The sequence below is a fragment of the Kordiimonas lipolytica genome (genome assembly GCF_042651265.1).
GTDB lineage: Bacteria > Pseudomonadota > Alphaproteobacteria > Sphingomonadales > Kordiimonadaceae > Kordiimonas > Kordiimonas lipolytica.
In genome coordinates, this window is sequence record NZ_JBHSCR010000016.1 from 52292 (window position 1) to 76676 (window position 24385).

A 24385-nucleotide genomic window follows, 5' to 3' on the forward strand; every position below is an offset into this window, starting at 1 on the left:
AAAAGGGCGCGGGGTTGCCGCGCCCTGATCGCTTGAATGCTTAAAGGATCGAGAAGCCGGTGGCTGCCCAGTCCTTGTCGAAGCCCGCGAGGCCGTTGGTGGTCAGCGGGTGGTTGAACAGTTTCCGCAGCACGTCGATCGGGAAAGTGGCAACGTCGGCACCGATGCGCGCGCTTTCCAGGATGTGCGTGGGGTGGCGAACGGAAGCCACCAGGATTTCTGTGTCGAAGTTATAGTTGTCATAGATGTTGCGGATGTCTTCAATCAGCTCCATGCCGTTGAAGCCAACATCGTCATGACGGCCCACGAACGGGGAAATGAAGCTCGCGCCTGCCTTGGCAGCCAGCAGCGCCTGGTTGGCAGAGAAACACAGCGTCACGTTCACCATGATGCCTTCAGCGCGCAGCGCCTTACAGGTTTTGAGGCCTTCGATTGTCAGTGGAACCTTGACCGCGATATTGTCTGCGATCTTGGCGCACTTGAGGCCTTCCTTCAGCATGGTCTCATGGTCGTGGGCAACGGTTTCGGCGGATACCGGGCCGTCCACTTCCTTGGCGATCTCGGTGATCACTTCAAAGAATTCGCGGCCAGCTTTCTTGATCAGCGACGGGTTGGTGGTTACGCCGTCCAGAAGGCCCGTGGCATTGGCTTCACGGATTTCATCGATGTTGGCGGTATCCAGGAAAAATTTCATTGTTAGCTCCTTCGGCACTCCGGCGCGCGGAGTGGGTCCCAATATTCAGTGGCGGTTGCTGTTCTATATATCGGCAAATCGCGCCAGATGCACTCACTATGCATTCACGGCGCTCTTACGTCCGCCTTTTCGCCGCTTCCCTAATCAAGTTTGGCGGGATTGGCAAGTGTCCTGTGCGGGAATCAGGCCTCGACCGGGTGGCCGCTGCCTTCCTCAGTTTCTGCCTCATCGGGCATTTTGACAAAGAAGGATGTGATGATCACGAAAAGGGCCGCGGCAAACAGCGCCATGTAGGCGTTATTATAGGCCATCATGGCCGCCTCGCGCTGCACCAGCATTTCGCTTATCGCCAGTTGCTGCAATGCTTCCGGGCTGCCGGACATTGAAATCGCCTTGGGCGTGAAAGCGCGCAGGGGGCTGATGCGCTCCACAAGCTCAGCGTGGTTGATCTGGCTATAACGGCTCACGAGCGCCACGACGACCGAAATGGCCGCCGCCTGCCCAAGCCCGCGCACTAATGAGAAGACAGACGAAGCCTCCACCTGCATTTCATGGCTGATGGACGCGTAGGCGACGGTGGAGGCGATCACGAACAGGATGCCGATGCCGAAGCCGTGCAGAATGGGCGGCACCGCCAGAATGAAAGCCGGGGTTTCGGTGGTCAGGTGAATGAAGGGGAACAGGCCCGCCGCCATACAGGCCCCACCAAGCGCGAGCAGAAGCCGCACGCTCAGGAAATGGGTAAAGCGCGGGGTCAGCATCATGCCCGCCATCATGCCCACGCCGCGCCACATCAGGATCACGCCGGTATCCAGCACGGGGTATCCCATCAGGTTCTGCATCATGGGCGGCTGCAGCACCACTGACGCCGTCATGTTGCCGGCGGTGATCAAAATCAAGAGCATGCCGATCATATAGTTGCGGTCACGGAACAGCGCGGCGGGCAGGAAGGGGCGGCTGCTCGTGCGGCTGTTGACCGTGAAAATCCAGGCTGCTGCCAGGAACACAAGCGCGTAGGCGATGATCTCCGTGCTTTCGAACCAGTCTTCGCTTTCGCCCCGATCGAGCGCCAACTGCAGCGTGCCGATGGCGATGGCGAGGCTGAAGAAGCCGATGAAATTCAGCTTATGGCCGGGGAAATGCATGCCGCGCTTCATGGTCATGCCAAGGCCAATGGCTGTCAGAAGGCCCACAGGCAGATTAATGAAGAACACCCAGCGCCAGCTGGCAATGTCAGTGATATAGCCGCCGAGCGACGGCCCCAGCACGGGGCCCGCCATGGTGCCCATGCCAAAGAGTGCCATCAGGCGCGCGCGGTCGGCATTATCGGTGGACATGCGGTTCATGGTGGCGATGGCAAGCGGGATCAGCGGTGCCCCCGCCGCACCCTGCAAAATGCGGGCGGCCAGCATGGCCTCAAGTGTGATCGCCAGCCCGCACAATACGGACGCCAGCGTGAAGACGGAAACCGACAGGATCATCAGCCTTTTCACGCCAAAGCGGCTCGCGGCCCAGCCCACAAGGGGCGTCAGCACCACGGCGGCGATGATATAGGTGGTGACCACCCAGCTGATCTGGTCGAAGGTGGCCTGCAGCGTGCCGCGCATTTCCGGCAGCGCCACATTGACAATGGTGGCGTCAATCGTGTGCAGCGACACAGCCGCCATCAGGCACAGAAGAAGCCCGGTGCGGTGGTCTGTAATCTCGCTTGCCGGATTGCCGGTGGCTGACATGCTTTAGAGCCCCAGAAGCGTGAATAGGTCGTCCATGGTGCGCTCATGCCCCGTGTCGATGGAGACTTCGGCGCTCAGCCCCGCGCGTAGGGAGCCGATGTCCTGTCCTTCATCAAGTCTGATCTGAACCGGGATTCGCTGGGTTACCTTCACCCAGTTGCCGGTGGCATTCTGGGCCGGAAGTACGGCGAACTCCGCTCCTGTCGCCGGGTCGATGGACGCAACCTTGCCCTTGAAGTGCACACCCGGCAGCGCGTCGATCAATACGTCGACCGGCTGGCCCACTTTCACATGGGTGAGGTCCGTTTCCTTGGGATTGGCTTCAACGCGCAGGTCATCATCCACCGTCAGGCCGAAGATGGGGTAGCCTGCCGCAACATATTCGCCGGGGTGCAGGTCAATCTGCGTGATGGTGCCGCCAGTGCGGGTGCGCACCTTCAGGTGATCCAGCGTGACCTCGGCGGCGCGCACGGCTGCCTTGGCTTTCAAGACCATCGGGTGCATGTCTGTTTCCAGGTCCGGGTTGCCGCCCAGCTGCGTCAGCGCCATGTTGGCGGCTTCCCGAAGCACTGTCAGCTGACGTTCGGATTCCATCACCTTGTGGCGATGGCTATCAAGCGTCGCTTCCGAAATATTCTTGTCCTTTGCCAGCGCTTCGGCGCGCTGCAGTTCGCGCTCCTCATAGGCCAGCACTTCTTCTTCCTTGGCGATGGCTGCCAGGCTTTGGCGGTAGTTGGCGCGCACGGCGGCAACAAGGTTGCGGGCGCTTACGATCCCGGCCTTTGCGTCCATCAGCTTCACTTGTGCGTCGGCGTCATCCAGTTCTGCGATCACCTCACCCGCGTCCACATGCTGGTTGCGCTTCACGTGCACTTTTGTCACCTCGCCCGAGACGCGGGCCGCGCCCGTCAGGATGCCGGTGCGCACATAGGCATTGTCGGTGGTGATCATGCGCCCGCCAGACAGGTACACAAAAGCGGCGGTGACGGCGATCAGGGCAGGGACACTGATATAAAGGAGGATACGCATCATTGTTTCTTACTCGTGCTTTGGTCGGTCTTTCTGGCGCTGGCGTCTGCAATGACGCGGTCCATCAGGTCCATAAGCGTTTCACGCTCGTCGTCAGACAGGGACTGCAGAAAGAGGTCTGAAATATGGTCAATCCGCGCCAGCATGGGGCGGATCACCGGGCCGGTTTTCTCGGTGATGAACAGGCGGCGGACACGGCGGTCGGAAGCGTCCGTGCGGCGCTCGATCATGCCGCGGGCCTCCAGCGCGTCAACCTGCCGGCATACGCTCATGGTGGCGATATCAAGCCGGGCGGCCAGTGCCTGCTGGGTAATGCCCGGGTTCCGCCAGACGGAAATCAGCATCTTGGCCTGGGCGCGCGTGACGTCCAGGTCCTGCTCGGCTTCAAAGCTTTGGCGCACCAGGCGGAACAGGTCTCCCACCTGGAATACGAACGGATTGTTGGTCTTTTCCTGTTTCATGGTGCCTTAAATGGTGCGGTGTAATTAATAAGCAAGCATAATTATAAGCTAAGCTTATTAATAATTCCTTGTGCGGTGGTTCGGGTGCAATTGCTGTCCTGACTTTTGTCGCCTATGGTGGCCGGGAATGGTCGCCCCGGTCGGGGCAATGATGCACAGAGGTCTTACCGCGTGACGCAGGCGCAACTTTTCAAGGATCAGGAAGTCGTGAGCGAGGAGGCAGGCGCGCGGATTAGCGTGCTTCTTCCGCTGCCACTCGCGGGTCCCCTGGATTACCGTGTGCCGGATGACCTGCGGGAACGACTGCACCCCGGCGTGGTGGTGGAGGTGCCTCTATCTGGCCGCAAGGCCATCGGTGTGGTGTGGCCAACAAAGGGCGGCGGCAAGACATTTCCGCTGGGGAAGCTGAAACCGGTTGAGCGTATCATCGATGTGCCGCCGCTGATGGACGACCTGATGCGATTCGTCGATTGGGTATCGGCCTATACGCTCTCGAGCCAGGGGGCGGTCTTGCGCATGTGCCTGTCTGTCCCTGCGGCTTTTGGTGAGGTGCCGGTAAAAAGGCACTATGTGTGTGCCCCAAATGTGCCCGAGGGCCTTCGCATGACCCCCGCGCGGGAGGCGGTCTTGAAGGTGCTTTCTGACGGCAAGCCGCGCATGGCGCCGGAGGTTGCCTCGCTCGCGGGCGTGTCGGACGGCGTGGTGCGGGGCCTTGCGGACGCGGGCGCCCTGGTGGCGCTGGATATTTCCGTCGACCAGCCTTATCCGCAGCCGGATACGGCCATCAAAGGCCCGAAACTGTCGGGCGAGCAGACGGAAGCGGCAGAGGCGATTCGCGCCGTCGTGTGGGAAGGCGGCTTCAAGCCTTTCCTGTTGGACGGCATCACCGGGTCGGGCAAAACCGAGGTTTATTTTGAAGGCCTAGCCGAAGCCCTGCAGGAAAAAGGCACACAGGTTCTGGTGCTGGTGCCTGAGATCGCGCTGACGAGCCAGTGGCTGGAGCGCTTTGAGGCCCGCTTTGGTGTCGCGCCCGTGGTGTGGCATTCGGAAGTGGGGCAGGCTGAGCGCAGGCGCGCCTGGCGGGCGGTGGCATCCGGCGATGCCCGTGTGGTGGTGGGCGCGCGCTCAGCCCTGTTCCTGCCGTTCAAGAAACTGGCTTTCATCACGGTGGACGAAGAGCACGACCCTTCCTTCAAGCAGGAAGAAGGGGTTTTGTATCACGCCCGCGACATGGCGGTGGTGCGGGCCATGCAGGCCAAGTGCCCGGTGGTATTGGCCAGCGCGACGCCAAGCCTAGAGACGCAAGTGAATGCGGACGAAGGCAAATATGAGGTGCTGAAGCTTCGGGAGCGCCACGGTGTGGCCGTGCTGCCGGAAATGCGCGCCGTGGACATGCGCGCTGAACCGCCTGAAGCAGGTACCTGGCTGTCGCCAATACTCGTTCGCGAGATCGAGGAAACGCTGGCGGCGGGCGAGCAGGTGATGCTGTTCCTGAACCGTCGCGGCTATGCGCCTCTCACACTCTGCCGCACTTGCGGGCACCGCATTGAATGCCCCAGTTGTTCAGCCTGGCTGGTGGAACACCGCTTCCGTCAGGAACTGCAATGCCACCACTGCGGCCACATGGAGCCGATCCCCGAAGCCTGCCCAACGTGCGAAAGCAAGGAAAGCCTGGTGGCCTGTGGGCCCGGCGTGGAGCGCCTGTTTGAGGAAGTGACCCGCCGGTTTGCGGACGCCCGCACCAGCGTGATGACCAGCGACACGATGATGAGCCCCAGCCAGACTGCAGCGGTGGTGAAGGAAATTGCGGGCGGGCATCTGGATATCGTGATCGGCACCCAGATTGTCACCAAGGGATACCATTTCCCCAACCTGACGCTCGTTGGCGTGGTGGACGCTGACTTGGGCCTTCGGGGCGGGGACCTGCGCGCGGGCGAACGCACCTACCAGCAGCTGGTGCAGGTGGCGGGCCGGGCGGGCCGGGCGGAAAAGCCGGGCAAGGTGTTGCTGCAGAGTTATGAGCCCGAGCACCCGGTGGTGCAGGCGCTCCTGACCGGGGACGGTGACGCCTTCATGGCGGCAGAAAAGACTGCCCGCGCCCAATATCATATGCCGCCCTTCGGCAAGCTTGTGGCGGTGATCCTTTCGGGGCCTGAGATGGCAGAGGTGCTGGAGGTGGGTCGCGCGCTTGCCAAAGCCGCTCCCGTGGAGCACGGCGTGGATATCGTGGGCCCGGCGCCCGCGCCCATGGTGCGCATTCGCGGCCAGCACCGTTTCCGGATGCTGCTGCATGCCAAGAAGCATGTGAAGGTGCAGCAACTGGTGCGGGCCTGGATGATGCGGGTAAAGCCGAAATCAAGCGTCCGCATCAAGGTGGACATCGACCCCTATAGCTTCATGTAAGCCTTGCGCCTGTGGGGCTTGCGATTCGTGGTCTTTGGGCTGAATGCGCGCCGCAGTGCCGCCATCAGGCCGGAGCCGCAGCGGAAGCGTCCCCGTTTCCGTGTTTCATGCCCATATATATAAGAGTTGCCCGCGAGATGGCTGAAGTCGTTGATAGCTGGGGATTTTCGCAGAATCCAAGGGGCAGGGCAGCCGCCCGCGTTGGTGTTGGCACGGCGGGCCGAGTGGCATTTCTGAGCAAGATTGCAAAAACGGGTCCAAGGTGGCTTGCGCCCGCCAAATCCTTATGCTAGAGGGAGCACGCATTTCGGCTGGCCTTGGCCGCGATGGGCCTATGGTTAGGTTCGTTAAAACAGGTCAAAATTTGAGCGTGGGCGGTGCTTTCGGGTGGCCGTCTCACAAGTGTGTCAAACAGGTTCAGACCTAACCCAGGGGAACGTCTGACGTGACCTCGCACAAAGCGATAGTATCCGGGATTTCAGGCCGCTATGCGGTAGCGCTTTTTGAACTCGCCCTAGAGTCAAAGGCGCTCGAGGCGGTTGAATCCGATCTCTCAACGCTTAAGGCAATGCTCGACGAAAGCGCGGATCTGCGCGATCTCGTCTCCTCGCCGCTTTATAGCCGGGACCAACAATCTGCCGCCATCGACGCTGTTGCAAAAGCAGCCAAGCTTGGTGACATGACAGTGAAGTTCCTGGGTGTGCTTGCAGCGAATCGCCGCCTTGGCGCTCTTGGTTCAACCATTGCAGCGTTTGAAAAGCTGACTGCCCATCACCGCGGTGAAGTACGGGCGTCGGTCGTAAGCGCGCGCAAGCTGACCAAGACCCAGCTTGGGAATCTTGAGAAAAAATTGAAACTGGCTGTCGGCCAGGATGTTCTTATCGACGCTAGCGTTGATGAGAGCCTGCTCGGCGGTCTCACGGTTAAGGTTGGTTCGCGGTTGATCGACGACAGCCTCAAAACCAAACTCGACAACCTCGCAATCGCCATGAAAGGGGTTCAGTAATGGATATCCGTGCGGCGGAAATTTCCAAGGTCCTGAAGGACCAGATTGCAAACTTCGGCAATGATGCCCAAGTTTCTGAAGTAGGCACCGTTCTCTCTGTTGGTGACGGTATTGCTCGCGTATACGGCCTTGACCAGGTTCAAGCCGGTGAGATGGTTGAATTCCCAGGTGGCGTTAAGGGCATGGCCCTCAACCTGGAAACCGACAACGTGGGTATCGTTATTTTCGGCGATGACCGTGGTATTAAAGAAGGCGACACCGTTAAGCGGACCGGCGCAATCGTGGACGTTCCAGTTGGCAAAGGCCTGCTGGGTCGCGTTGTCGATGGCCTCGGTAACCCAATCGACGGTAAAGGCCCATTGCAAGACGTTGAGCGCATGCGGGTTGAGTCCAAAGCGCCTGGCATTATCCCACGTCAGTCAGTGTCCGAGCCAATGCAATCCGGTCTGAAGGCAATTGACGCCCTCGTACCAGTAGGTCGTGGCCAGCGTGAGCTGATCATTGGCGACCGTCAGACTGGTAAGACGGCTGTTGCGATCGACACCTTCATCAACCAGAAAGCCACCAACGACGCAGCAAAAGAAGAGAGCGAAAAGCTTTTCTGTATCTATGTTGCTGTTGGCCAGAAGCGTTCCACGGTTGCTCAGATCGTTAAGTCGCTCGAAGAAAACGGCGCTCTGGAATATTCCATCGTGATCGCTGCTACGGCTTCTGATCCGGCCCCAATGCAGTTCCTGGCACCATATACCGGTACTGCGATGGGTGAATATTTCCGCGACAACGGCATGCACGCTGTTATCGTACACGACGACCTGACCAAACAGGCTGTTGCTTACCGTCAGATGTCCCTGCTGCTGCGTCGTCCTCCAGGACGTGAAGCATACCCAGGTGACGTATTCTACCTGCACTCACGTCTTCTCGAGCGTGCAGCGAAAATGTCTGACGCGCGTGGCGGTGGTTCCCTGACGGCTCTGCCTGTAATTGAGACCCAGGCTGGTGACGTATCTGCATACATCCCAACCAACGTGATCTCCATTACCGACGGTCAGATCTTCCTGGAAACTGAACTGTTCTATAAAGGTATCCGTCCTGCAATTAACGTCGGTCTGTCCGTATCCCGTGTGGGTTCGGCTGCACAGATCAAGGCGATGAAGCAGGTTGCAGGTTCCATTAAGCTTGAGCTAGCTCAGTACCGTGAGATGGAAGCCTTCGCTCAGTTCGGTTCCGACCTTGATGCGTCTACCCAGCAGCTGCTGAACCGTGGTGCCCGTCTGACCGAGCTTCTGAAGCAAGGCCAGTACAGCCCACTGCCAGTAGAAGAGCAGGTTGTGTCCATCTTCGCGGGTGTGAATGGTTATCTCGACAAGATCGCCGTGACGGCCGTTACGCGCTTTGAAGAGCAGTTCCTCGCAGAGGTTCGCTCCAAGCACGCTGACGTCCTGAAGACGATCCGCACCGAGAAGAAACTGTCTGACGATACGATTTCCAAGCTGAAATCCATCCTCGACGCTTTCGCGAAATCTTTTAGCTAAGAAGCTGGATAGGAGAGGCTGAGCAATGCCAAGCCTTAAGGATCTAAAAGTCCGCATCAATTCGGTTAAGTCGACGCAGAAGATCACCAAGGCCATGAAAATGGTTGCTGCGTCGAAGCTGAAGCGTGCGCAAGAGGCAGCTGAGGCTGCCCGCCCGTACGCAGAGCGGATGGAAAAAGTATTGACTGGCCTCGGCGCTTCCGTCGCTGGCCAGCCAGGTGCTTCGCCGCTTCTGGTGGGGACTGGCAAGGACGATGTGGAACTGGTTATTGTTTCCTCTTCAGAGCGTGGCCTCTGTGGTGGTTTCAATACCAACATCGTCAAAGCCGCCCGTGCCCACATCAGAGCGCTGATCGCAGCTGGCAAGACGGTCAAAATCCTTTGCATCGGCAAGAAGGGCTACAATGTCCTTCGCCGTGAATTTGGTGATAAAATCATCGACGTGAAAGACATGTCGGCTGTCAAGAAGCTTGGCTTCGCTGACGCCCAGCCGATCGCCCAGGAAGTCCTGGCCATGTTCGAGCGTGGTGAATTTGATGTTGCAACGCTGTTTTATGCGAAGTTCCAGTCTGCCCTGGTGCAGGTGACAACCAAGCAGCAGCTCATCCCGGCTCCGATGCCGGAAGCGGCCAACGAAAACGAGGGCGCGGACGAGCTTGGCGGTGCGGCATATGATTACGAACCAGACGAGACAGCGATCCTTGACGATCTCCTGCCTCGCAACGTGGCTGTGCAAATCTACCGCGGTCTTCTTGAAAATGCTGCGTCCGAACAGGGTGCGCGTATGACCGCAATGGATAACGCAACGCGGAATGCTGGCGACATGATTGATAGCCTGTCCATCACGTACAACCGTACGCGTCAGGCGAACATCACCAAAGAACTGATCGAAATTATTTCTGGCGCTGAAGCGCTTTGAGTTTGATTACACGAAGGAGTGTAAAAAATGGCTAAGAATACTGGCCGCGTAACACAGGTAATCGGTGCGGTTGTCGACGTACAGTTTGACAATGAACTGCCGGCTATCCTGTCAGCGCTGGAAACTGAAAACAATGGCTCCCGCCTCGTTCTCGAGGTTGCCTCTCACCTGGGCGAAAACACCGTTCGTACGATCGCAATGGACGCGACCGACGGTCTGGTGCGTGGCCAGGAAGTAACTGACACGGGCGCTCCAATCTCTGTACCGGTTGGTCCTGAGACGCTGGGTCGCATCCTGAACGTGATTGGCGAGCCAATCGACGAGCGTGGCCCAGTTGGTCACAAACAGGTTGCCCCAATTCACGCTGAGGCACCTTCTTTTGAAGACCAGTCAACCGAAGCTGAAGTCCTCGTGACAGGCATTAAGGTTGTGGACCTCCTCGCGCCATATGCGAAGGGTGGTAAGATTGGTCTGTTCGGTGGTGCCGGTGTAGGCAAGACCGTACTGATCATGGAACTGATCAACAACATCGCTAAAGGCCACGGTGGTTACTCTGTATTCGCCGGTGTGGGTGAGCGGACGCGTGAAGGTAACGACCTTTACCACGAGATGATCGAATCCAAGGTTATCAACCTTGAGGGCGAGTCCAAAGCCGCTCTCGTATACGGTCAGATGAACGAACCTCCAGGAGCCCGTGCACGTGTGGCCCTGACCGGTCTGACCCTCGCGGAATACTTCCGTGACCAGGAAGGCCAGGACGTTCTGTTCTTCGTAGATAACATCTTCCGCTTCACGCAGGCGGGTGCAGAGGTGTCCGCACTTCTGGGCCGTATCCCATCTGCTGTGGGTTACCAGCCAACACTGGCAACTGACATGGGTGCCCTGCAGGAGCGTATTACCTCCACGAAGAAAGGCTCGATCACGTCCGTACAAGCGGTTTACGTACCTGCGGATGACTTGACCGACCCTGCACCAGCAACTTCGTTCGCACACCTTGACGCAACAACAGTTCTGTCGCGTCAGATTGCGGAACTTGGTATTTACCCAGCTGTGGATCCACTCGACTCCACCAGCCGTATTCTTGACCCACGCGTTCTGGGCGACGAGCACTATGCAGTGGCTCGTTCCGTTCAGGAAGTACTGCAGAAATACAAATCCCTGCAGGACATCATCGCGATCCTGGGTATGGACGAGCTTTCAGAGGACGACAAACTGGTTGTGGCACGTGCCCGTAAGATCCAGCGTTTCCTCTCTCAGCCGTTCCACGTGGCAGAGATCTTCACCGGTACACCTGGTGAGTTCGTATCCCTCGAAGACACCATCAAGGGCTTCAAGGCGATCGTTGCCGGTGAATACGACCACCTGCCAGAAGCTGCCTTCTACCTTGTAGGCAACATCGAACAGGCTGTCGCGAAAGCTGAAAAACTGGCTGCTGAAGCCGCATAAAGAAACGGGACAAGGACATCATGACCGATACCCTTCACTATGAAATCGTCTCTCCTGAGCGCCTTCTGAAAGACGCAGAGGCAGCGATGATTGTAGTGCCAGGCACCGAAGGCGATTTCGCCGCGTTGCCAGCGCACGCGCCCATGATGTCCACGATCCGTCCTGGTGTTGTTGAGATTTTCGAGACCGAAGGCGGCGAGCCTGAGCGTCTCTTCGTCAAAGGCGGCCTGGCGCAAATCAGCCCGGCTGGCCTGACGATCCTCGCTGAAGAGACCCTGTCTCTTGAAGATGTGGATCTGGACGATCTCAACACGAAAATCGCGAATACCCGCGAAGACATCGAAGACGCCAAGGATGATGTGGAACGCGCAGGCTTGGAAAAAGAGCTGGACTGGATGGTCGCCCTCGCGGACATCGTCGCTCACTAAGCCTAGCCAATCGGCGAAAGAATAAAGAAGCGCTGCCCCATCCGGGCGGCGCTTCTTCTTTGTGGGGGCCTGATAGTTACCCGCGGTCCTTCGACGGGTCTTCCCACACGCGCAGCCAGGCCTTCATTTCCGGGAATTTGGGGTGGGCCAGCTCGCCCTCCACTTCCGGCATGCCCGTCAGGCCCATCCAGGCGAGTAAGGGCACACCCGGCCAATGGCCGTCGCGGTAGATGCCTGCCGTGTGGGTGCCGCCGCCCTTGTAGCCGTGATCATGAAACACCACTTCGGGTTCAATCTCGCAGGCGACCGCAGCGGCGTATGACCAGGCCTGGGCCGCGATCTCTTCGCCCATGTCTGCACCGGCGTCAGCGAAACAGTCTTCGCGCTGGCTGGGCTTCATAACGGCGATATGCCCGGCCTCATGCAGCAGGTCGCCCGGGTACTTCATGCGGGCTGGGTCATAGACCAGCTCACCATGCTCTACCCTTATGCCGGGCAGGAACGTATCGTCCGGCAGTTCGCCTTCGCGCGTGGTGATGCCAATGCCGTTCAGGAAGTCGGTGATTTTCTTGGTAACTGTCTTGTTGTCCATAGCCCGATTGTCGCCCTTAAGGTGAAGTCAATAAACCTTATGGCGACGCGGGCCCGTTTGTCGAGGGCGGGTTCGGCGATTGCTGGCCTGAAGGGTTGTATGGGCGTGGTGACGCGCCGTTTCGGCCTATCCCAGCAGCTGTTTCACCACTTCGGTATAAACAGTGCGCTTGAAGGGGACGATTTCCTCCACCAGCATGTCTGGCGTGGTCCATTTCCATGCGCTAAATTCCGGGTGGGCTGTCTCGATATTGATGGCATCATCGCCGGCTGTCAGTTCCATCAGGAACCAGCACTGCTTCTGGCCGCGGTACTTGCCGCCCCATGCCTTGCCCAGAAGGTGTGGTGGCAGGTCGTAGGTCACCCAGTCTTCGGTCTGGCGCACAAGCTTCACCTGATCCGGTGCAACGCCGATCTCTTCTTCAAGCTCACGCAGGGCTGCGACTTCCGGTGCTTCACCCGCATCAATCCCGCCCTGGGGCATTTGCCAGGCACCGGGCGTGTCGATCCGCTCGCCGGTGAAGACAAGGCCATTGGCGTTCACCAGCATGATCCCCACACAGGGGCGGTACGGCAGGTCTGTGGTCATGAAGCTTATCTCGGCAGGGGTTGCTGGTTGGCTACCGCGCTGATGGGCACCAGCACGAAACCACGGGCCTCAAGCCCCGCGGCCCAAACCTTGACGGCATCGATCGTGACCGGGTAGGGGCGCCCCATACCAACGGCATAATCAAGCGTGCGGGCCCGGCTCTCAAGTTCGGCCAGTTGCTTGGAAATCTCGCCAGGGTTCACGTTGTCGTCGATATAAGTGTTGTTGATGGCTGTGGGCATACCCAGGTCACGCCCCATGGAAGCTGCCCTTGAGTATTGCGACGCGCGGCTGTCCAGGAACATCAGGCCCCGGCGGTGCAGTTCTTCTAGCACCGGGCGCAGGCTTTCGGATGCAGCGGTGAAGCGCGAGCCCATATGGTTCACAACACCCACATAGCCGGACATGCGGCCAAGCGACGCTCGCAGCAAATTGACATTCTCGCGCGAGGACCGGCTGGTCAGAAGCGACAGCGGTCCCGGGTCATTCTGCGGATAGTTCACCGGCTCCATCGGGATCATCAGCAATACTTCGTGGCCCGTGCGGCGGCTTTGCACGCCCCATTCGAACCCGTCGGATGAATAGGGTGAAAAGGCAAAGGTGACAGCCGAAGGCAGGTCAGAAATCGCGCGCTGGGTGCTGTTCCTGCGCATGCCAAGGTCGGTGATCACAATCGCAATCTTGTGCAGGTACCGGTTGCGCGGCATGGGGGCGGCATATTCGTCAAACGGGCGGCGCCCTTCCGTGGAAATACGCGGCAGTGGCCCCTGGTTGGTCTGTTCGATCAGGTCCGGGTTCGGTTCCACGCGAATGCCGCTGGAAATCTGTGCCCGTGAGGTCGGCTGGGTCTGCGGCGTTTCAACGGGGCGGGACAGGCCTGTGGCCATGTCCTGCTGCATCGCAGGCTGATCGTCGGCCCTGTCTGGTGCTGCGTCTGGTGTTGTTGCTGGCTCATCGGCTGGTGTGTCTGTGTCCTGATGGTCACTGACGACAGGGGCAGGGCCTTCTTCTTCGACCGCAGGTTCCTCGTGGGACGACGTCTGATCGTCTGCCGGCTGCGTCTGGTCTGGCTCATGGCTGGTGCCATTGTCGGCCATCTGGTGTGTGTCAGCAGCGTCCGGTTTCGCGTTCGGGTCATAGGACAGTTCAAAGTAAACCGTTCCCCCGACAACGATAATCAGGCTGATGGCCCAAGCGGCTAGAAGAGCATTAAGACTGGACGGCACGATCGTGAATCCCTCTTGAGTTTTCAGTCATGCCGTCCAATACGGCGCATGAAGTCTTTTAGCGGACCTCGGCAACCTGTGATTTTGGAAGGCCTGACATATTCTTCAGTAGCTTAATCGCATACCTGAGCTGTACGTCAACCTGTTCGTCGCTGGTTTCGTTGGTTTCGCCAACATTGTCCACTTCATCGGTCATTGCCTGGGCATCATATTCGCCGTCGAACTCGCCGGTGCGGTCGATGCTGTCCTGGTCATTGGCAATGTGGCCCTGCAGGTCTGCCTCGCGGCGTGGGTTGCCGCGCTGGCCCGCAGGCCGCGGGAACAAGACTTCAATGTCCGGCTCAACGCCGCGTTCCTGGATCGACTTGCCGCTTGGCGTATAGTAGCGCGCGGTCGTCAGCCGGATGGCGCGGTCGCCCGCGCGGCCCAGGCGGATTTCGCTTTGCACCGTGCCTTTGCCGAACGTCTTGTCGCCCAGCACGATGGCGCGGCGATGATCCTGCAGCGCACCAGCCACAATTTCAGATGCAGACGCGGAATAGGCGTTGGTCAGCACAACAACCGGCAGGCCGTCCAGCATGTCGCCGGATGTTGCGTACCAGCGGTTATTGTTCTGGCGGCGGCGACCGCGGGTGGAAACAATCTCACCGCGGTCAAGGAAGGCATCAGACACACGGATCGCTTCGTCAAGAAGGCCGCCCGGGTTGTTCCTCAGGTCAAGGATCACGCCGTCGAGGTCTGGGCCCAGTTGCGCCTTGATGGCTTCGATGGCTTTTTCAACGCCGTCGCCGGTTTGCATGTTGAAGGTGGTCACGCGGATATAGCCGATGGTGTCGTCTTCAATGCGGTGACGCACGCTTTGCACCATGATCTTCTCGCGGACGATCGTGATGTCGAACGGGGCGTCATAGCCTTCGCGCACAACCGTGACCACAATGGGCGCACCCACAGCGCCGCGCATCTTCTTCACGGCTTCGGTCAGCGTCTTGCCCTGGATGGCTTCACCGTCGATATGGGTGATATAGTCGCCGCCCTTGATCCCGGCCTTGTCCGCCGGGGTGTCATCAATGGGGGAGACAACCTTCACCACGCCTTTTTCCATCTGAACCTCAATGCCCAGGCCGCCATATTCGCCTTCCATCTGGACGCGAACCTGCTGGTAGATATCAGGATTCAGGTACGTTGAGTGTGGGTCAAGGGAGCGAAGCATGCCCTGGATGGCCGCCTCGATCACTTCCCGATCGTCAACTTCGTCAACATATTCGGACCGGACGCGCTCGAAGATACGCATCAGCAGGTCAAGCTGCTCATAGAACTCATCCTGGTTCTTGCGCGTGTCTGCCTGCACGGCTACGGGCGCCATCAGCGCTATCATCAGCGCCGTCACCGTCCCGGTAATAAGTTTCCGCATGTTGACACCTTTCTTTATGTTCTTACTCAAAACCCGCCCGCGTTACCGCGCGGATGCTGTTTGCCTGTTCAGCCATGGGGCCGGGTCAACCGATTCCCCATTGCGCCTCAGTTCCATATAGAGCTCCGCGAGCGCCTTGTTGTCGCTCATGGAACCCACGGGTTCTCCCGCCAGAACCCATTGGCCCACCACGGCCTGTAAGTCCGTCAGCCCGGCCAGAAGGCTATGGTAGCCGTCCCCGTGCGAGATGATCAAGAGCTGGCCATAGTTCCTGAACGGTCCCGCAAATACGATCTGGCCGTCATAAGGCGACACGATCTGGGCACTTTGCCGCGTTTTGATGCGGATACCCCGCACATGCACGGCGCCTTCAATTTCCCCGAACCGGGCGACAATCGACCCGATCGCCGGATAGGTCAGGCGACCCTTCATCCGGGTAATCGGCGTCCTGAGCGTCGGCGCGGGCAGGGGAACCACCGGCTTTTGCCTAGGGCTAACAGGAACCGGCGCAACCTGCTTCCGTTTTGCGGCCTGCTGTTCCAGTTTTTCGACCAAATCCCTAAGGCTGGATGCTCTTTCCGCGATTTCCGCCAGTTCCTTGGCCAATCCTTCGGCCTGCACGGTCGCTCTTTGGGCTTCCGCTTTCCGCTTATCCAAGAGTGAACCAAGTTTTAGTTGACGTTGGGTTAATTCTGCCAAGGTATTTTTCAGTGCGAAACGCTCCTGGCTCAAGGCTTCCTGCAGCGATGCAAGGATGCCGAGCTCCTGCCGCAGTGTCTCTGTCTGGCTGTTGATCTCCGGCACCAGATTGCCCATCAGGGACGCGGTGCGCGCCGTCGTGATGGCCTCGCTGGGCTGCACAAGCGTGAAGGCGACAGGCCTTTTGGACAGGCGCTGCAGCGCGGACAACAGTTTCAGCAGCTCGCCGCGGCGGGCGTCCAACTGGTCTTTCTTGGCTGTGGTCTCTGCTTCCAGGTCCTTGATGCGGTCTTCAAGACGCAGGGCTTCTTCTTCGCTCATGCGAATGTCACGGGCCGCGGCCACCAGGTCTTCGGAAAGCTGCTGTGCTTCTTCCGCGGCTTCCTTGGCCGCTTCTTCAAGCGCGAGACGCTGCTTTTCCTTGGCTTCCTGCTCGCGCTCCAGCCGTTCCAGGTTCGATTCTGCCGCATCCTTGCGGTCCTGCGCGCTTGCCAGTGGCGCGGCAAGGCAAAGCGCCAGCACGCTGGCGCCTAACAGGCTATATGCTCCTGCTTTACGCAGTGGCCCGGTCCTCTTGCGTGGCCGCCCCAGCGGTCAGCAGGTTATGGCCTGTCATCTCAGCGGGTTGGTCTATGCCCAGCAGCGCCAACATGGTGGGTGCCACGTCCGCCAGGCGACCGTTCTTCATGCCCTTGTCGCTGCCAATCAGCAGTACAGGCACATCAAAGCTGGTGTGCGCCGTGTGGGCCTGGCCGGTGCTTTCGTCCTTCATCATCTCAACATTACCGTGGTCTGCGGTCACAAGCATGGCGCCACCGACCTCAAGGATGGCTTCTTCAAGCCGGCCGATGCAGCCGTCGATGGTTTCAACCGCCTTGATGGCGGCCGAGAGCACGCCGGTGTGTCCAACCATATCGGGGTTGGCGTAATTGACAACGATCGCGCCATATTTGCCGGACTTGATCGCTTCAACGAGCTTGTCTGTCACCTCAGGCGCGCTCATCTCCGGCTTCAGGTCGTAGGTCGCGACGTCTGGCGATGGCACCAGAATGCGGTCCTCGCCTTCAAACACGCCTTCGGACCCGCCGTTGAAGAAGAAGGTCACGTGGGCGTATTTTTCGGTCTCCGCGATGCGGAGCTGGTTGATATGATTGTCCGCCAGCACCTGGCCGAGCGAATTGTTGATCTCTTCCGCCGGGAACAGCACGGGCAGGAATTCATTCAGCGCGGCTGAGAATTCCACCATGCCAGCGACGGCTGCGAACTTCGGCAGCGTGCCGCGCTCGAACCCGTCAAATGCCGGGTCGACCATGGCGGTCAGAATCTCACGCGCGCGGTCTGCGCGGAAGTTGGCCATGATGAAGCCGTCACCGTCTTTCATGCCTTTATAGTCGTCAATGGTGGTGGCGGCGACGAACTCATCGTTCTCGTCGCGGGCGTATGCGGCTTCAATGGCGGCCTTGGCGCTATCTGCCTTCTGTTGGCCTTCGCCCGAAACCAGTGCGTCATAGGCCTTTTTCACCCGGTCCCAGCGCTTGTCGCGGTCCATGGCCCAGTAGCGGCCCGTGACCGTGGCGATCTTGGTGTCCGCAGCATCTTTGATATCTGCTTCGAACTTGTCGAGGAACTCAAGCGCGGAACGGGGCGGCGTGTCACGGCCGTCCATGAAGGCATGGATGCGCACAGGCACGCCAGCGTCTGAGATGATATTCGCCAGCGCCGCGATATGGTCCTGGTGGCTGTGCACGCCGCCGGGGGACATCAGGCCCATCAGGTGCGCCGTGCCGCCGGACGCTTTCATCTTCTCAACGAAGGTCACCAGTTCCGCATTCTTTGCAAGATCGCCTGTTGCGACTGCTTCATCGATGCGGGGCAGGTCCTGCAGAACAACGCGGCCGCCGCCCAGGTTCATGTGGCCAACTTCACTGTTGCCCATCTGCCCGTCCGGCAGGCCCACGGCAAGGCCGCTTGTCGCAAGCCACGCGCGCGGCACGCTGGTCCACAGCCGGTCATAATTCGGGGTATTTGCCAGTTTGATGGCATTGTCGGCCGTTTGATCGCGATAGCCCCAGCCGTCCAGGATACAAAGGACTACGGGTTTTGGTGTCGTGCTCATGAACTTACTCTTTCCACATGCGTGCTATGTTTGAAATCAGTTTTGGCCTTATTTTGCGTCAGTATTTGGGCATTTTAGTCGCGATGGTAAGGATGCCCAGCATTAATTGACCATGCGCGGTAAATTTGTTCGGCCAGCATGGCGCGCACCATCATATGGGGCCATGTAAGCGTGCCGAACGCCAGCTTCAGGTCGGCTTTCTGAAGCACGCTGCGGTCCAAGCCGTCGGCCCCGCCAATCACAAAAGCCACATGGCTGATGCCGGTGGCCTGCCATTCGTCAATCTTGCCCGCGAACTGGCGGGACTTCAGCGCCTTGCCGTGTTCATCAAGGGCCACCAGCGCGGCGCCAATGGGCACAGCCGCCAGGATGCGCTCGGCTTCACGCGCCTTGCGCTCAGCCGCATTTGCCGCCTGCTTCTTGATGTCGATTTCCGTGATGTCGGCCTTCCACGGCAAGCGCCCCAGATATTGGGTCACAAGGTCCATCTCTGGTCCGCGCTGCATACGGCCAACTGCAATGATTGAAATCAGCAAAATCGCCTCTTCAGGGCCATCCCGGCCCTGTTACCCTCAAGCCCTGGGCGCCAATACATCCGGCGCCTGACTGATCACCCAAGTCTGGTCACAGCTGACCCGGTTCAGTTAACCGTGTCGCCTTCCTCAATTTCGGTGCCCCACATTTTGTCCAGATTGTAGAAGCTGCGAACTTCTGGACGGAAAATGTGAACGATCACGTCACCGGCGTCGATCAACACCCAGTCTGCTTGTTCCTGACCTTGGACAACCATGTCTTTGTGACCCAGTGCCTTGAGGCCCTTGATGACATATTCAGCCAGTGCCGAAACTTGACGCTGTGAACGACCGCTTGCGATGACCATATGGTCCGCAATGCTGGTTTTGCCTGCCAAATTGATGGAAACAATGTCTTCCGCCTTGTTGTCGTCAAGGCTGGATATGACCGATTTGAGGAGATCCTCGGTTTTCACAACCGGGATAGGATCAGTGACGCTGAGCGTCTCCGATGAAGCTTGCAAGTACGTTTCCTTTCTACTTTGTGCCCGCCAGCCAGGTCTCACCCATCTGCTGACGAAGCTTTGTAGCCGAAGCCGGATGACGCGGTATCGTCAAGAAGGCCCAGGCCGGTGATCTGGACTTGCCAAGCTTTTCCGGGCTTACCCGGAAGCGCCCAAACACATGGGCGAACTTGGCGTTTTGTCCGGCTATAGAATACCCCGGACGGTCAAAAACCGCAATGGGCAGCGAACGGGCAATTTCCTGCCAGTTCGCCCACCTGTCGAAGGTGGCCAGATTGTCTGCGCCCATCACCCAGATAAAGCGGGTGTGGGGCATCAGTTTCTGGAGCGCGGCAATGGTATCTGCACTAAAGCGCGTGCCCAGCCGCACCTCGATATCGCTCACCAGCATGCGCGGATGGTCACCCACCAGCGCCTTGATGCTGTCAAAGCGGCGGTCAAACTCGGCCATATGGTTCGCGTCCTTCAGCGGATTGCCGGGGCTTACCAGAAACCACACTGCATCAACGCCCAGGCGCTTCAGACATTCGCGCGCCACGCGGCGGTGCCCCTTGTGCGCCGGGTTGAAGCTGCCGCCATAAAGCGCCACGGTACGCCCGCGCCACTTGGCGGCCTCAGGCAAAATTATGTTACGGTTCCGTAACAAGCCTTTTATGGCCTTGTCTGTCCGCTGCCGCGAACCTGATACTTGAAGCTGGTCAGCTGCTCAAGCCCCACCGGGCCACGGGCATGAATGCGGCCTGTTGCGATGCCGATTTCAGCGCCCATGCCAAACTCGCCGCCATCGGCGAACTGGGTGGAAGCATTGTGCATCACGATGGCGCTGTCCACTTCGCGCAGGAACTTCTCAGCCGTGGCTTCATCTTCGGTGATGATGCTTTCCGTGTGGCCGGAAGAGTTTTCCGCGATATGGGCAATCGCGCCTTCCACCCCATCCACGAACCGGGCGGAAATGACGGCATCCAGATATTCGGTTTTCCAGTCAGCGTCTGTTGCCGGTTTCACCCGGTCATCCAGCATCATCATTCGCTCGTCGCCGCGCACTTCGCAGCCTGCATCGAGTAAGGCGCCAATCACGAAGATGGCTATGGCTTCGGCGTCTTTGTCTACCAGAAGGGTTTCGGCGGCACCGCAAATGCCGGTGCGGCGCATCTTGGCGTTCACCACAACATCCAGCGCCTTCTGGGGGTCTGCCGCCTTGTCCACATAGACATGGCAGATGCCTTCAAGGTGCGCGAACACGGGCACGCGGCTTTCGTTCTGCACGCGTTCCACCAGCGAGCGGCCGCCCCTGGGCACGATGATATCAATCAGGCCTGTCATGGTCAGCATTTCGCCCACCGCCGCGCGTTCGCGGGTGGTCACCAGCTGGATGGCGTCTGTGGGCAGGCCTGCGGCCTCAAGCCCTTCCTTGAGACAGGCGTGGATTGCACCCGAAGAATTCAGGCTGTCGCTGCCGCCTCGCAGGATCACGGCGTTGCCAGCCTTCAGGCACAGGGCGCCTGCGTCTGCTGTCACGTTCGGGCGGCTTTCATAGATCACTCCAATGACGCCGAGCGGCACGCGCACGCGTGCGATCTTCAGCCCGTTGGGGCGGTCCCATTCGGCCATGGTGTCGCCCACCGGGTCATCGAGTTTGGCAATGGCCTCCAGGCCCTTGGCGATAGCGATGATGCGGCTGCGGTCAAGCGCCAACCGGTCCATCATGGCGTCACTGAGGCCCTTCTCGCGGCCGTACTCCAGGTCTTTTTCATTTGCTTCCAGAATGGCAGGCACGTTTTTCTTGAGCGCGTCTGCAGCTTTCAGAAGCGCCTTGTTCTTGGCGTCGGTGGAGGCGAGCGCGAGTTCAGCCGCAGCAGCTTTCGCGCGCTTGCCCATCTCCTGCATCATCGTGGAAATATTCTGAATATCGTCCATCTCTTCCTCCGTTAAAGTAATACAAGGTCGTCGCGGTGCACCAGCGCCGACCGGCCAACATAGCCCAGAATATCATAGACATCCTGCATCTTCCGGCCCTGGATCTTGGTGGCGTCGATATGGTCGTAGGACACGAGGCCTTGGCCCACCAAATGCCCGTCCGGGCCCATCAGCGCGACCAGGTCCCCGCGGTCAAACCCGCCGTCCACTTCCGTGACACCGGCAGCCAGAAGGCTTGCACCTTTCTTGAGCGCGGCGACTGCGCCCGCGTCGATATGCAGATAGCCCTTCGGTGCCATCAGGCTTCTGATCCATTGTTTCCTGACTGTCAGCGCGTCTGTCGTGGCCGGGAACAGGGTGGCGCGTTCGCCGCCCATGAGCCGCTTGATCGGGTGCGCATCCTTGCCGTTCATGATGATCATGGAACAGCCGCCAGCCAGCGCGATCTTGGCGGCCATCAGCTTGGTGATCATACCGCCCGTGCCGGGGGTGACCTTGGATGGCGGCCCCGCCATGGCCTCAACGTCGGGCGTGATCGCCTCAACCCGGTCAAAGAATTTGGCGTTCGGGTTTACTGTCGGGTCGCTGTCATAAAGGCCGTCGATGTCGCTAAGCAGCACCAGTGTGTCCGCGCCCGCCATCTGCGCCACGCGCGCCGCCAGCCGGTCATTGTCGCCAAAGCGGATCTCGGATGTGGCCACCGTGTCGTTTTCGTTGATCACCGGGATCACGCCGCGCTCCAGCAGTGCCTCAACCGTGTTGCGGGCATTGAGGTAAGAGGGGCGCTCCTCCAGTTCATGGATGGTCAAGAGGATCTGGCCGATCACCATGTCGTGCTGCTCGAAAAGCGATTGATAGGCCTGCGCCAGGCGAATTTGCCCCACACTTGCCGCAGCCTGGGCCTCTTCAAGACGCTGCGGGCGGCTGGTGAAACCAAGCGGAGCCATGCCCATGGCGATTGCGCCAGAGGACACCAATATCACCTGGACCCCTTGTGCCCTGAGGGCCGCAACATCTGATATGAGCGCAGCCAGCCAGATTTTTCTGAGCCCACGGGTGTCCTTATCAACAAGCAGCGCGGAGCCGATCTTGATCACAAGACGGCGTGCTGACTTCAACCCTGATAAGGCACTCTCCATGGGGAACATTCCATTCGCTTAGATGGGGGACCAGCTGCCACCGGTTGATGAGCTGTCGTCCTCATCGGAGCCTTCTTCTTCAACATTGCGGTTGGCAATGTCTTCCTTGACCACGTCCCAAAGGGCGGAAAGCACTTCGTGCACGCCCGCGTGCGTGGCACCCGAAAGCACCATTACAGGCCGCGCCGCCGCGTCCTGCAGGGCAACGCGCTTGTCTTCCAGCTCGTCCTCAGGGATAGCGTCGCATTTGTTGAGGCCGACAATCATGGGCTTGTCCCGAAGGCCGCCGCCATATTCGGTCAGCTCTTCCATGATGGTCTCATAGGCCGCGACCACGTCTTCCTGCGTGCCGTCCACCAGATGCAGCAGCACGCCGCAGCGCTCCACGTGCCCCAGGAAACGGGTGCCAAGGCCGTGGCCTTCGTGCGCACCTTCAATCAGGCCCGGGATGTCCGCCAGCACAAATTCGTTTTCGCCCACGCCCACGACGCCCAGCTGCGGGCTGATGGTGGTGAAGGGATAATCCGCGATCTTCGGCTTGGCGCGCGAAACGGCAGACAGGAAAGTGGATTTGCCGGCGTTCGGCAGGCCCACAAGCCCTGCGTCCGCGATCAGCTTCAAGCGAAGCACCACATACATTTCCTCGGACGGGCCGCCCGGTGTGGTGCGCCGGGGCGCGCGGTTGGTGGAGGATTTGAAGTGAGTGTTGCCAAGCCCGCCTTCGCCGCCCTTGGCCAGCACCACGCGGTCGCCAACCTTCGCGAGGTCAGCGATCTGGAATTCCATGTCTTCGTCGTAAATCTGGGTGCCGATCGGCACCTGCAGCACAAGGTCCTGGCCTGATGCGCCGGTCATGTTCTTGCCCATGCCGTGCTGGCCTTTTTGCGCCTTATAGTGCCGCTTGTAGCGGTAATCGACGAGCGTGTTCAAGCCCGCGACCGCTTCAACGACCACATCGCCGCCCTTGCCGCCGTCCCCGCCGTTGGGGCCGCCGAATTCGATATATTTCTCACGACGGAAGGAAACACAGCCGTTCCCGCCTGCGCCGCTTTGAACAAATATTCTGGTCTGGTCAACGAATTTCATGGGCCGCTTTTATCAGATTGGGGGCGTTGGCGGAAGCCGCACGCCCCGGGGTTTGGGCAATTATTTTTTGCGCCTTGGGATATCTTGGCATTGCCAAGACGGATAACACGAGAAAAGGCGGACCGCTGGCCCGCCTTTTCCAGAAGTTTTCAGCAAATTTGCTGGGCCTTAGCCTTCTACAGAAACAAACGCGCGACCGCCTTTGCCTTTGGAGAATTTAACTTGGCCTTCGGTCAGAGCGAACAGGGTGTGATCTTTACCCATGCCTACGTTCTCGCCCGGGTACCATTTGGTGCCGCGCTGACGAACGAGGATGTTGCCGGGGATCACGTTTTCACCACCGAATTTTTTTACGCCCAAACGGCGACCTTCAGAGTCACGACCGTTACGGGAACTACCACCAGCTTTTTTATGAGCCATTAGAGTACTCCTTTTTCTTTAACGAGGCCGCTTACTCAGCCGCTGCTTCTTCAGTCTTCTTCGCTGCTGCTTTCTTTGCAGCGGCGCCTGCGATCTTCGTCACGCGCAGTACAGTGATCTCCTGACGGTGACCAACCTTACGGCGATAGTTGTGACGGCGCTTCTTTTTGAAGACCGTGATTTTCTTGTCTTTCTTTTGCTCAAGTACCTCGGCGGTTACTTTGGCGCCTTTAACGAGTGGCTCGCCAACTTTGATGCCCTTGGCATCGCCAACCATCAGAACTTCGTCGAGGGTGATTGATTTGCCAGCTTCGCCATCAAGTTTTTCAACTTTGATCACGTCGCCTTCGGCTACGCGGTACTGTTTACCGCCTGTCTTTACGACTGCGAACATATCTGTTCCTTCTCTATCTTCGCGCCGCAGCAAACCGGATGGGCCTAACCCTTTGAAGCGCCTCATACTTTGGGCGGTTTCCGCTGGCTTTTTTCAAAAGCAAAAGCGGC

The 24385-nt window shown here is 59.2% G+C and carries 24 protein-coding genes; 6 read left to right on the forward strand and 18 right to left on the reverse strand.

Annotation, left to right across the window (positions count from 1 at the left end; genetic code table 11):
• Positions 1-40: 40 nt before the first annotated feature.
• The 4 genes from fsa to ACFO5Q_RS15635 form a co-directional block, all read right to left on the reverse strand.
• Positions 41-694 (reverse strand): fructose-6-phosphate aldolase, encoded by a 654-nt coding sequence (gene fsa, locus ACFO5Q_RS15620; RefSeq protein WP_068146888.1) that lies wholly within the window; start codon positions 692-694, stop codon positions 41-43.
• 182 nt (positions 695-876) lie between these two features.
• A complete protein-coding gene (locus ACFO5Q_RS15625; RefSeq protein ID WP_068146889.1) occupies positions 877-2427 on the reverse strand; it encodes a DHA2 family efflux MFS transporter permease subunit in 1551 nt (516 codons plus the stop codon).
• Positions 2428-2430: 3 nt separating this feature from the next.
• Positions 2431-3456, reverse strand: a complete 1026-nt coding sequence (locus ACFO5Q_RS15630) for an HlyD family secretion protein (RefSeq protein ID WP_068146892.1) — start codon at positions 3454-3456, stop codon at positions 2431-2433.
• Positions 3456-3917, reverse strand: coding sequence for a MarR family winged helix-turn-helix transcriptional regulator (locus tag ACFO5Q_RS15635; protein ID WP_068146895.1), 462 nt, complete (start codon positions 3915-3917; stop codon positions 3456-3458). The genes ACFO5Q_RS15630 and ACFO5Q_RS15635 overlap by 1 nt, the downstream gene beginning before the upstream one ends.
• Before the next feature lie 114 nt (positions 3918-4031).
• On the opposite strand from ACFO5Q_RS15635, the gene ACFO5Q_RS15640 reads away from it, so the two are divergent.
• The 6 genes from ACFO5Q_RS15640 to ACFO5Q_RS15665 all read left to right on the forward strand — a co-directional run bounded on the left by ACFO5Q_RS15640 (position 4032) and on the right by ACFO5Q_RS15665 (position 11651).
• Positions 4032-6320 (forward strand): primosomal protein N', encoded by a 2289-nt coding sequence (locus tag ACFO5Q_RS15640; protein WP_082719831.1) that lies wholly within the window; start codon positions 4032-4034, stop codon positions 6318-6320.
• A 445-nt stretch (positions 6321-6765) separates the two neighbouring features.
• Complete coding sequence (locus tag ACFO5Q_RS15645) at positions 6766-7326, forward strand: F0F1 ATP synthase subunit delta (RefSeq protein WP_068146900.1); 561 nt, start codon at positions 6766-6768, stop codon at positions 7324-7326.
• Complete coding sequence (gene atpA / locus ACFO5Q_RS15650; RefSeq protein WP_068146904.1) at positions 7326-8858, forward strand: F0F1 ATP synthase subunit alpha; 1533 nt, start codon at positions 7326-7328, stop codon at positions 8856-8858. Before ACFO5Q_RS15645 ends, atpA begins: the two co-directional genes overlap by 1 nt.
• A gap of 25 nt (positions 8859-8883) precedes the next feature.
• Positions 8884-9777 (forward strand): F0F1 ATP synthase subunit gamma, encoded by an 894-nt coding sequence (locus tag ACFO5Q_RS15655; RefSeq protein ID WP_068146906.1) that lies wholly within the window; start codon positions 8884-8886, stop codon positions 9775-9777.
• 27 nt (positions 9778-9804) lie between these two features.
• Positions 9805-11223, forward strand: a complete 1419-nt coding sequence (atpD, locus tag ACFO5Q_RS15660) for a F0F1 ATP synthase subunit beta (RefSeq protein ID WP_068146909.1) — start codon at positions 9805-9807, stop codon at positions 11221-11223.
• A gap of 20 nt (positions 11224-11243) precedes the next feature.
• Entirely contained in the window at positions 11244-11651 is a 408-nt protein-coding gene (locus tag ACFO5Q_RS15665) for a F0F1 ATP synthase subunit epsilon (RefSeq protein ID WP_068146911.1), read from the forward strand.
• Positions 11652-11727: 76 nt separating this feature from the next.
• Here the strand turns inward: ACFO5Q_RS15665 and ACFO5Q_RS15670 are convergent, their stop codons facing one another.
• From ACFO5Q_RS15670 to rplU, 14 genes are all read right to left on the reverse strand, one after another.
• A complete protein-coding gene (locus ACFO5Q_RS15670; protein ID WP_068146914.1) occupies positions 11728-12243 on the reverse strand; it encodes a hypothetical protein in 516 nt (171 codons plus the stop codon).
• Between the two features lie 126 nt (positions 12244-12369).
• Positions 12370-12831, reverse strand: a complete 462-nt coding sequence (locus tag ACFO5Q_RS15675; protein WP_068146917.1) for an RNA pyrophosphohydrolase — start codon at positions 12829-12831, stop codon at positions 12370-12372.
• A 5-nt stretch (positions 12832-12836) separates the two neighbouring features.
• Positions 12837-14057, reverse strand: coding sequence for a divergent polysaccharide deacetylase family protein (locus ACFO5Q_RS15680; protein WP_068146920.1), 1221 nt, complete (start codon positions 14055-14057; stop codon positions 12837-12839).
• A gap of 58 nt (positions 14058-14115) precedes the next feature.
• Entirely contained in the window at positions 14116-15468 is a 1353-nt protein-coding gene (locus tag ACFO5Q_RS15685) for a S41 family peptidase (RefSeq protein ID WP_068146923.1), read from the reverse strand.
• Positions 15469-15510: 42 nt separating this feature from the next.
• On the reverse strand, positions 15511-16689 hold the full coding sequence (locus ACFO5Q_RS15690; protein ID WP_068146925.1) for a murein hydrolase activator EnvC family protein: 1179 nt from the start codon (positions 16687-16689) through the stop codon (positions 15511-15513).
• A gap of 31 nt (positions 16690-16720) precedes the next feature.
• Complete coding sequence (gpmI, locus tag ACFO5Q_RS15695; RefSeq protein ID WP_068146928.1) at positions 16721-18283, reverse strand: 2,3-bisphosphoglycerate-independent phosphoglycerate mutase; 1563 nt, start codon at positions 18281-18283, stop codon at positions 16721-16723.
• Between the two features lie 74 nt (positions 18284-18357).
• Entirely contained in the window at positions 18358-18819 is a 462-nt protein-coding gene (gene rlmH, locus ACFO5Q_RS15700) for a 23S rRNA (pseudouridine(1915)-N(3))-methyltransferase RlmH (RefSeq protein WP_068146930.1), read from the reverse strand.
• A 104-nt stretch (positions 18820-18923) separates the two neighbouring features.
• Positions 18924-19319 (reverse strand): ribosome silencing factor, encoded by a 396-nt coding sequence (gene rsfS, locus ACFO5Q_RS15705; RefSeq protein ID WP_068146935.1) that lies wholly within the window; start codon positions 19317-19319, stop codon positions 18924-18926.
• A gap of 13 nt (positions 19320-19332) precedes the next feature.
• Positions 19333-19965: a nicotinate-nucleotide adenylyltransferase gene (locus tag ACFO5Q_RS15710; protein ID WP_197421026.1), complete on the reverse strand. Its 633-nt coding sequence runs from the start codon at positions 19963-19965 to the stop codon at positions 19333-19335.
• 5 nt (positions 19966-19970) lie between these two features.
• Positions 19971-21236 carry a glutamate-5-semialdehyde dehydrogenase gene (locus tag ACFO5Q_RS15715; RefSeq protein ID WP_068146938.1) on the reverse strand — a complete coding sequence of 422 codons (1266 nt, stop codon included), beginning with the start codon at positions 21234-21236 and terminating at the stop codon, positions 19971-19973.
• An 11-nt stretch (positions 21237-21247) separates the two neighbouring features.
• On the reverse strand, positions 21248-22375 hold the full coding sequence (proB, locus tag ACFO5Q_RS15720; protein ID WP_068146975.1) for a glutamate 5-kinase: 1128 nt from the start codon (positions 22373-22375) through the stop codon (positions 21248-21250).
• An 18-nt stretch (positions 22376-22393) separates the two neighbouring features.
• Positions 22394-23461, reverse strand: coding sequence for a GTPase ObgE (gene obgE / locus ACFO5Q_RS15725; RefSeq protein ID WP_068146940.1), 1068 nt, complete (start codon positions 23459-23461; stop codon positions 22394-22396).
• Between the two features lie 168 nt (positions 23462-23629).
• Positions 23630-23881 (reverse strand): 50S ribosomal protein L27, encoded by a 252-nt coding sequence (rpmA, locus tag ACFO5Q_RS15730; protein WP_068146943.1) that lies wholly within the window; start codon positions 23879-23881, stop codon positions 23630-23632.
• A 31-nt stretch (positions 23882-23912) separates the two neighbouring features.
• Positions 23913-24275: a 50S ribosomal protein L21 gene (gene rplU / locus ACFO5Q_RS15735; protein ID WP_068146946.1), complete on the reverse strand. Its 363-nt coding sequence runs from the start codon at positions 24273-24275 to the stop codon at positions 23913-23915.
• Between the last annotated feature and the right edge of the window lie 110 nt (positions 24276-24385).